This window comes from Streptomyces sp. SBT349, assembly GCF_001083795.1.
GTDB lineage: Bacteria > Actinomycetota > Actinomycetes > Streptomycetales > Streptomycetaceae > Streptomyces.
Genome location: NZ_LAVK01000352.1, coordinates 1 through 7,601, shown reverse-complemented (window position 1 = coordinate 7,601; position 7,601 = coordinate 1). Strand labels below are relative to the sequence as shown.

9 protein-coding genes are annotated in these 7,601 nt (G+C 73.6%); 4 read left to right on the top strand and 5 right to left on the bottom strand.

Annotated features, from left to right (window positions below; all coding sequences use genetic code 11):
- Window positions 1–95: 95 nt before the first annotated feature.
- On the bottom strand, window positions 96–1,049 hold the full coding sequence (gene deoC / locus ADY01_RS29710) for a deoxyribose-phosphate aldolase (protein WP_049579653.1): 954 nt from the start codon (window positions 1,047–1,049) through the stop codon (window positions 96–98).
- Between the two features lie 215 nt (window positions 1,050–1,264).
- On the opposite strand from deoC, the gene ADY01_RS29705 reads away from it, so the two are divergent.
- The 3 genes from ADY01_RS29705 (at window position 1,265) to ADY01_RS29695 (ending at window position 3,465) form a co-directional block, all read left to right on the top strand.
- On the top strand, window positions 1,265–1,900 hold the full coding sequence (locus tag ADY01_RS29705; RefSeq protein WP_049579649.1) for a PH domain-containing protein: 636 nt from the start codon (window positions 1,265–1,267) through the stop codon (window positions 1,898–1,900).
- A 125-nt stretch (window positions 1,901–2,025) separates the two neighbouring features.
- Entirely contained in the window at window positions 2,026–2,670 is a 645-nt protein-coding gene (locus ADY01_RS29700; RefSeq protein WP_049579647.1) for a TetR/AcrR family transcriptional regulator, read from the top strand.
- 15 nt (window positions 2,671–2,685) lie between these two features.
- Window positions 2,686–3,465, top strand: coding sequence for a sulfite exporter TauE/SafE family protein (locus ADY01_RS29695; protein WP_049579645.1), 780 nt, complete (start codon window positions 2,686–2,688; stop codon window positions 3,463–3,465).
- A 77-nt stretch (window positions 3,466–3,542) separates the two neighbouring features.
- On the opposite strand, the gene ADY01_RS29690 is transcribed toward ADY01_RS29695, so the two are convergent.
- The 4 genes from ADY01_RS29690 to ADY01_RS29675 all read right to left on the bottom strand — a co-directional run bounded on the left by ADY01_RS29690 (window position 3,543) and on the right by ADY01_RS29675 (window position 6,550).
- Window positions 3,543–3,842 carry a hypothetical protein gene (locus tag ADY01_RS29690; protein WP_049579643.1) on the bottom strand — a complete coding sequence of 100 codons (300 nt, stop codon included), beginning with the start codon at window positions 3,840–3,842 and terminating at the stop codon, window positions 3,543–3,545.
- A gap of 100 nt (window positions 3,843–3,942) precedes the next feature.
- Window positions 3,943–4,662 carry an SDR family oxidoreductase gene (locus ADY01_RS29685; RefSeq protein WP_049579641.1) on the bottom strand — a complete coding sequence of 240 codons (720 nt, stop codon included), beginning with the start codon at window positions 4,660–4,662 and terminating at the stop codon, window positions 3,943–3,945.
- A gap of 44 nt (window positions 4,663–4,706) precedes the next feature.
- Window positions 4,707–5,375 (bottom strand): response regulator, encoded by a 669-nt coding sequence (locus ADY01_RS29680; RefSeq protein WP_049579639.1) that lies wholly within the window; start codon window positions 5,373–5,375, stop codon window positions 4,707–4,709.
- Window positions 5,372–6,550, bottom strand: coding sequence for a sensor histidine kinase (locus ADY01_RS29675; protein ID WP_063784407.1), 1,179 nt, complete (start codon window positions 6,548–6,550; stop codon window positions 5,372–5,374). The genes ADY01_RS29680 and ADY01_RS29675 overlap by 4 nt, the downstream gene beginning before the upstream one ends.
- A gap of 134 nt (window positions 6,551–6,684) precedes the next feature.
- Between ADY01_RS29675 and ADY01_RS29670 the strand changes: the two genes are divergently transcribed.
- On the top strand, window positions 6,685–7,601 hold a 917-nt coding region (locus ADY01_RS29670), incomplete at its 3' end, for an ABC transporter ATP-binding protein (RefSeq protein ID WP_049579650.1).

Below are 7,601 nucleotides of genomic sequence, written 5' to 3'. Positions count from 1 at the left end.
AACAACCCATACGACGGCGCGATCCGCGCCAGCCCCGCCGACTCCGGCGCCGGCGCATACCCGAACGCTCCACCACTCACACGATCAGCCATGATTCAGTCCACCGCCACATAGTCAGGACCCGCATACACACCCGACACAAGCTTCCGCCGCTGCATCAGCAGATCATTCAGCAGACTCGACGCACCGAACCGGAACCACCCCGGATCCAGCCACGCCTCACCCGCCGTCTCATTCACCACCACCAGATACCGCACCGCATCCTTCGACGACCGGATCCCACCCGCAGCCTTCACCCCCACCTGCCGCCCCGACACCACCAGGAAGTCACGCACCGCCTCCAACATCAGCAGGGTGTTGGGGAGGGTGGCGTTCACCGCGACCTTCCCCGTGGAGGTCTTGATGAAGTCGGCTCCGGCGAGCATGGCCAGCCAGGACGCCCGGCGGATCGCGTCGTAGGTCCCCAACTCGCCGTTTTCGAGGATGACTTTCAGGTGCGCGTCCCCGCACGCCTCCCGCACCGCCACGATCTCCTCGAACACCTTCAGGTAGTTGCCCGCGAGGAACGCGCCCCGGTCGATGACCATGTCCACCTCGTCCGCCCCGGCGGCGACGGCCTCGCGCGTGTCCGCGAGCTTCACGGACCGGGCGGCGCGACCGGCGGGGAAGGCGGTGGCCACCGAGGCGACCGCGATGCCGGTGCCGCGCAGCGCCTCCTTGGCGATGGTGACCATGTCGGAGTAGACGCAGATGGCGGCGACCCTGGGCACGGAGCGGTCGGTCGGATCGGGCGCGGCCCCTTTGGCGCAGAGCGAACGCACCTTGCCCGGCGTGTCCGCACCCTCAAGCGTCGTCAGATCGATCATCGAGATCGCCAGATCGATCGCGAACGCCTTCGCCGACGTCTTGATCGAACGCGTCGCCAACGCCGCCGCACGCGCCTCCAACCCCACCGCGTCCACCCCTGACAGACCGTGCAGGAATCGGCGCAACGTGGCGTTGGAGGCGGTGACATCCGCCAGCGGCAGGGCGGGAGCTGTGGAAGACATGGTCACCAGACCAGCATATCTACGCGCGTAGGCGTCTGTCACGAGGTCGGCGGAATCTTCGGCCGCTGCCGGGGTGACTGCCGGGGCGGCTGCCGGGCGACCCGTGCGAGGCGGACGGCGAGACCTTCCTGACGCATCGCGGGGCCCGTTCGACGGACGGTGACGAGGGCCGGGGGCGGCGCGGTGCGGTCGGCGGTTCCGGCAGAATCGGACTCATGAGTGAGCCCACGAAGTATCCCGACCGCATCTACCGCTCGGGTTCCGGCATCGTGGCGGGGGTGCTGCTGCTCGGCCTCGCGGGGTGGCTGGGCGGGGACGCGATGGTGCGCGGAGACGGTCGCACGCCGCTGACCGCGGCGTCCACGCTGCTGTTCGTGGCGCCTGTCGTCATCGCCTTCACCTTCCGTCCGGCGGTCTTCGCCTCGGACGAGAGGCTCCGCGTGCGGAACCCGTTCCGGACGATCACCGTGCCGTGGGGCGCGGTGGAGACGATCCGCGCGAGCTATTCCACGGAGCTTCTCGCGGACGGCGGCAGGTACCAGCTGTGGGCGGTCCCGGTCTCGCTCCGGGCCCGCTCCAAGGCCACCCAGCACAACGAGCAGATCGCCCAGGGGCGGCCGGCCCGGGGCCGGTTGCTGCGGCTCGGCGGCGGAGGCGGCTTCGGCGGCGAGCCCGAGGGCCCCCGCACCGCCCCCGGCGACGTGGCGGTGTCCGAGCTCCGCGAGCTGGCCGAGCGCCATGGCGAGGACGAGGCGGCCCAGGGCTCGGTGACCGTCCGCTGGTGCTACGAGATCCTGGCCCCCTTCGCGGTCGGCGCGGTCGCCCTGGCGATCCTCCTGTTCGTGCTCTGAGCCTCCGGCCGGGCGAGGCGTGAGTTCTCGGGCCGATCCAGGCCAGCACGGCCAGCACACCCGGCACAGTCATCACCATATGACCGTATGGTTATGGCGAAATAGTACCTTGGTACGGTTATCCGGTGCCACGGACCGCGGACCACGACGCACGACGCCGGGAGATCGCCGCCGCCGTGCACCGGCTCGTCGCCACGGTCGGTCTGGACGCGGCGACCGTGGCCGGGGTGGCGCGCGAGGCGGGTTTCTCGGTGGGGCTCGTCCAGCACTACTTCCGCAGCAAGGACGACCTCCTGCTGTTCGCCTACCGCCAGGTGACGGCGGCCGTCGGCGACCGGGTGGCGGCGCGCGTCGCCGAGGGGGAGAGGGAGCGGCGGCCGGTCGCGGACGCCGTCTTCGAGAGTCTGAGGGAACTGCTGCCGCTCGACGACCGCGGGCGTGACGAGTACCGGGTGACCCACGCGTTCCTCGGCCGTTCGCTGGACGACCCCGCGCTGGCCGAGGTGGCGCGCACCACGGCGGCCGGAATCCGCGCCCGACTCGCCGCCGCCGTCGCGAACGGCAAGGCGTGCGGCGAGGTCGAGCCCGCCCTCGACCCCGCCACCGCCGCCACCCACATCGCGGCGCTCGTGGACGGACTGGCCGAGCAGCTCCACCAGGACCCGGCCCGCACCGTCGGCGGCCGCCCGCTGGTGGCCGCGGCCGAGGACCTGATCCGCACCTGCCTCGCCGGTGTCTTCACCGGCGAGTGCCGCCACGACGGCCGCTGAGCGAGGACACCGCCGATGGACTGGTCAACGGGGGCGCTCGGGTTCATGGCCGGGCTTCTGATAGCGGTGGTGACCGCTCCGGTGGGGGTGTCGGGCGCGGTGTTCCTGCTCCCGGTGCAGCTCAGCGTCCTCCACGTGCCCAGCCCGGCGGTCACCCCGACCAACCTGCTCTACAACGTGGTGGCCGGGCCCGGCGCGTTGATACGCCACCACCGAAGCGGGGCGTTGCACGGGCCGCTCACCCGCCTCCTGCTGATCGGCACCCTGCCCGGCGTGGTCGTCGGCGCCGTGATCCGCGTCTTCGCGGTGCCGGGCCCCACCGTCTTCCGGGCCCTGGTCGCCGCCCTGCTCCTGCCCCTGGGGATCTGGCTGTGCGCCAGGACCCTGCGGCCCGGCCGCGGGAGGGGGGACCGGGAGCCGTCCGCGCGGACCCTCTCGGCCCTGGCCCTGCTGGTCGGGGTCGTCGGCGGCATCTACGGGATAGGGGGCGGCTCGATCCTCGGCCCGCTCCTGGTCGGCCGGGGCATGCCGGTCGCCCGGGTCGCCCCCGCGGCCCTCGCGTCGACGTTCGCCACCTCGCTCGTGGGCGCGTGCACCTACGCGCTGCTGGCGCTCGCGGCCAACGGCGACATCGCGCCGGAGTGGTTCCTCGGCGTGGCCTGCGGGCTCGGCGGCCTGATCGGCGGCTACCTCGGAGCCCGCCTCCAGCCCCGCCTCCCCGAGACCGCCCTCCGGCTCCTCCTCGGCGCGCTGGCCACCACCCTCGGCACCCTCTACGCCGCCCAGGCCCTCTGACCACCCGGGCGCCGCACGGCCGCCGCGTCCGTCCTCCGCCGGCCGCCGGGTCGCGAGGGCGCATGAGCACGGCGGCGTCAGCTCTGGCGCTCGGAGTTCAGGGCGGCTCGGAGGGCCACGCCGATCTGGATGATGTCGAGGTCCACGATCACCTTGTCGCCGTCCCAGACGCCCCGGTCGTCGATCATCATCCCGATCAGGGCGATGTCACAGGCGGTGCGCGCGTGGTCGCCGCGCCATACGGCGACGGCCGCCTCGGCGAGCGGGCGTGACAGGGTCACCGCCACGCGCGAGAGCTGGTCGTCCAACTCCCGCCCGATCTCGGCCAGAATTCCCGATTCCGTGCGGTACGTGTGGTCAGGATCGTCCGCCGCCATCACTCAACCCCCTGGCGCCGCCGGCTGGTTCTCTCCCTCCCTTACCCCGGAAACGATCTGTTCACGGGTGCCGGCCGCGGACAGGCGTGCGCGGGCCGGTTCAGACGAGGACGGTGCCGCCGTCCACCGTGAGGACGATGCCGGTGGTGTGGGACTGGTTCATGCAGTACAGATACGCCTCGGCCGCGTCCTCGACCTCGCCGACGCGGCCCGCGGGGAGGGACCGGGCGAGTTCGTCGTACATCGCCTCGCGATCGTCCTGGTCCATCTCCGACCAGACCTGGCTGCGCGTCACTCCGGGGGAGACGGCGTTGACGCGGACGGGGGCGAGCTCGATGGCGAGCGCGCGGGTCAGCGCGTTGACGGCGCCGCAGACGCTCGCGCCCAGGGACCAGCCGGGGCCGGGGCGTTCGCCCACCGTGCCGGACGTCAGCGTGATCGAGCCACCGTGCCGGATGTGCCGGACGGCGGCGTGGACCGAGGCCAGCACGCCGAAGTACCTGGCCTCGAAGAACGCGCGGGCCCGCCCGAGGTCGAGCGCGCCGATCGGCATCGTCGTCAGCGGCTCGCCCGCGGTGTAGACGAGGTGGTCGAACGGACCGACCGTCCCGAACAGCATCTCCACCGAGACCGGGTCGAGCACGTCCACCACCTGGCCGGACGCGTGCGGGCCCAGCCGCGCCAGCGCCCGTTCCACGCTTGAGGGGCGGCTGGAGGCCACCGTGACCGAGGCCCCCGCCTTCTCGCTGCCGAGCGCGACGGCCAGGCCGATGCCCGAGGTGCCTCCGAGAGCGACGACGCGCTGTCCCTGCATGCCCATGGATCCACTGTGCGTCCGTTCGCCGCCCGCGGCATGTCGAGGGGTCACTCGCGCGGCGGCGACACCAGGCCCATCTCGTAGGCGGTGATGACCAGCTGCACCCGGTCCCGGGCGCCCAGCTTGGTGAACAGCCGCCCCACATGCGACTTGGCCGTGGCCACCGTGATCCAGAGGTCCTCCGCGATCTCGCTGTTGGACCTGCCGCGCCCGATCAGGGTCAGCACCTCACGTTCCCGCTCGGTGATGCCCTCGACCGGCCGCGCCGGGCGGCCGGGGCCCGGTTCCGGGCGCCGGACGAAGTCCGCGATCAGACGGCGCGTCACGCTCGGCGCGATCAGGGCGTCGCCCGCGGCGACCACGCGGATCGCGGCCAGGATGTCGTCCAGTGCCATGTCCTTGACCGCGAACCCGCTCGCCCCGGCCCGCAGCGCGCCATAGACATGCTCGTCCTCGTCGAAGGTGGTCAGAACGAGAACACGGGTGGTCGCCCCCGGCTCCGATGTGATCAGCCGGGTGGCCTCGATCCCGTCCATGCCGGGCATCCGGATGTCCATCACCACGACATCGGGCCGCACCTCCCCGGCCAGCCCGACCGCCTCGGCGCCGGTCGCCGCCTCGCCCACCACCTCCAGGTCATCGGTGTCGGCGATGAGCACGCGCAGGCCGGAGCGCACCAGCGGCTGGTCGTCGGCGAGCGCGACGCGGACGGTCACCGGGACTCCGCCCGGGACGCGGCGGTCGGCGCGGGCACGGACCCCGGCCCCGGCCCCGGCGTGACGGGCACCGGCAGCCCGGCCGCCACCCGGAAGCCGCCTCCCGGGCGCGGCCCCACCTCGAACCGGCCGTGCAGCAGGCTGACGCGTTCCCGCATGCCGGTGATGCCGAAGCCCGTTCCCGGAGCGGCGCTCCCCACCCCGCGTCCCTCGTCCGTGATCTCCAGTGACAGCTCCTCCGCGCCGTGGGTGAGGAGGACCCGGCAGCGTTCCGTGCCCGCGTGCCGGACCACGTTGGTCACCGCCTCCTGCACGATCCGGTAGGCGGACAGGTCGATGTCCGGTGGCAGCGGGCGCGGCTCCCCCTCCCGGCGCACCTCCACGGTGACCCCCGCGTCGGCGGCCGTCTCCGCCAGCCGGTCGATGTCGCCGAGACCGGGCGCGGGCACGAGGGGCGCACGCCCGGCGTGCGCCTCCGGGTCGGCCTGGCGCAGCGCCACCAGCGTGCGCCGCAGGCCCGACAGCGTCTCCCGGCTGGTCGACTCGATGGCGGCCAGCGCCGCGCGCGCCTCCCCGGGCTGCGTCGCGATGACCCGGCGGCCCACCCCGGCCTGAATGGCGATGATGCCGATGCTGTGCGCGACCATGTCGTGCAACTCGCGCGCGATCCTGAGACGTTCCGCCGTCACCGCCTCGGCGACCTCCTGCGAACGCAGCGCCACCGCGTGCTCGCGCCGCTCGCGGGCCAGCAGGCCCACCATGCACGAGGTGGCCATCGCCAGGGCGGCGACGACCACGGTGCCGACCAGGGCGTCGGGCCCGAGCCCGGCGATGCTCAGGGACTGGACGGCGAACGACAGGGAGACGGCGGTGACCCAGACCCACCGGGGCCGCGTGGCGACGACGCAGGCCAGCACCACGTCCACCGCCAGATAGGACAGATACCGCTCGCTGTCGCGATCGACGCGGAAGAGGATCACGGTGGAGGAGCCGAGGAGCGTCAGCACCAGCGCCACCAGGGGCGCACGCCGGAGCGTGCCCACCAGCAGCACCAGGGCCAGCAGCGATCCGGTGGCGAGGAAGGCGCTCGACGCGTCGGGCGCGCCCCCGACGAGCAACCCCAGCGCGAGGGGGTACAGAGCGGCGCCGCCCCAGGCCGCGAGCCTCGTTCTCATGAGGCCGAGGGTAGTGAGTCGCCCCGGCGCCCGGCATCCACCCGGGGACGGCAGCCCCCGGGAGGACGCGGCCCCCGGGATTGCCGCCCGCCGCCCGACGCCCGGACCCCGGCCCGCCCGGCAGGGTCGTCGGCATGATCGAAGTCAACGGACTCACCAAGCGGTACGGCCGCACCACCGCCGTGGACGACCTGTCCTTCACCGTCGCTCCCGGCGTGGTCACCGGGTTCCTCGGGCCCAACGGCGCGGGCAAGACCACCACGCTGCGCGCGATCCTCGGCCTCGACGCCCCCAGCGCCGGCACCGCCACGGTCGGGGGCGTCCCGTTCCGCACCCACCGGCGCGGCCTGCGGCACGTCGGCGCCCTCCTCGACGCGAACCACGTCCACGGCGGGCGCACCGCCGTCGCCCACCTGTCCGCGCTGGCCCGTTCCAACGGCATTCCCGCGCGGCGCGTCGGCGAGGTGCTGGCGGAGGTGGGCCTGGCGGAGGCGGCGCGGCGCCGCATCGGCGGGTTCTCGCTCGGCATGAGGCAGCGGCTCGGCATCGCCACCGCCCTGCTCGGCGACCCGCCCGTCCTGATGTTCGACGAGCCGGTCAACGGCATGGACCCGGAGGGCGTGCTGTGGGTGCGCCGCCTCTTCCGCCGCCTGGCCGCCGAGGGCCGCACGGTCTTCCTCTCAAGCCACCTGATGTCGGAGATGCAGCACACCGCGGACCGGCTCGTCGTCATCGGCCGCGGGCGCCTCATCGCCGCCGAGTCGGTGCGCGACTTCGCGGCCCGCTCCCGTTCCGCGGGCCTCGGCGTCGTGGTGGGAACGCCCCGGGCCGCCGAGCTGACCGCGGTCCTCGTGGCCGCCGGGGCGTCGGCCGGGCCCGAGGGCTCGGCGGGCGCCGAACGGCTGGTGGTGACCGGCCTGCCCCCGGCGCGTGTCGCCGCGCTGGCGGCCGAGCACGGGATCCCGCTGCACGAACTGACCACCCGCACCCCCTCGATCGAGGAGGCGTTCATGGAACTGACCGCCGGCAGCGTCGAGTACCAGGCAGGAGA

Coding starts and splice junctions, on each gene's coding strand:
- ADY01_RS29685 (WP_049579641.1), bottom strand. CDS start 4,662: ATGGGCATGCAGGGACAGCGCGTCGTCGCTCTCGGAGGCACCTCGGGC.
- ADY01_RS29690 (WP_049579643.1), bottom strand. CDS start 3,842: ATGGCGGCGGACGATCCTGACCACACGTACCGCACGGAATCGGGAATT.
- ADY01_RS29705 (WP_049579649.1), top strand. CDS start 1,265: ATGAGTGAGCCCACGAAGTATCCCGACCGCATCTACCGCTCGGGTTCC.
- deoC (WP_049579653.1), bottom strand. CDS start 1,049: ATGTCTTCCACAGCTCCCGCCCTGCCGCTGGCGGATGTCACCGCCTCC.
- ADY01_RS29695 (WP_049579645.1), top strand. CDS start 2,686: ATGGACTGGTCAACGGGGGCGCTCGGGTTCATGGCCGGGCTTCTGATA.
- ADY01_RS29675 (WP_063784407.1), bottom strand. CDS start 6,550: ATGAGAACGAGGCTCGCGGCCTGGGGCGGCGCCGCTCTGTACCCCCTC.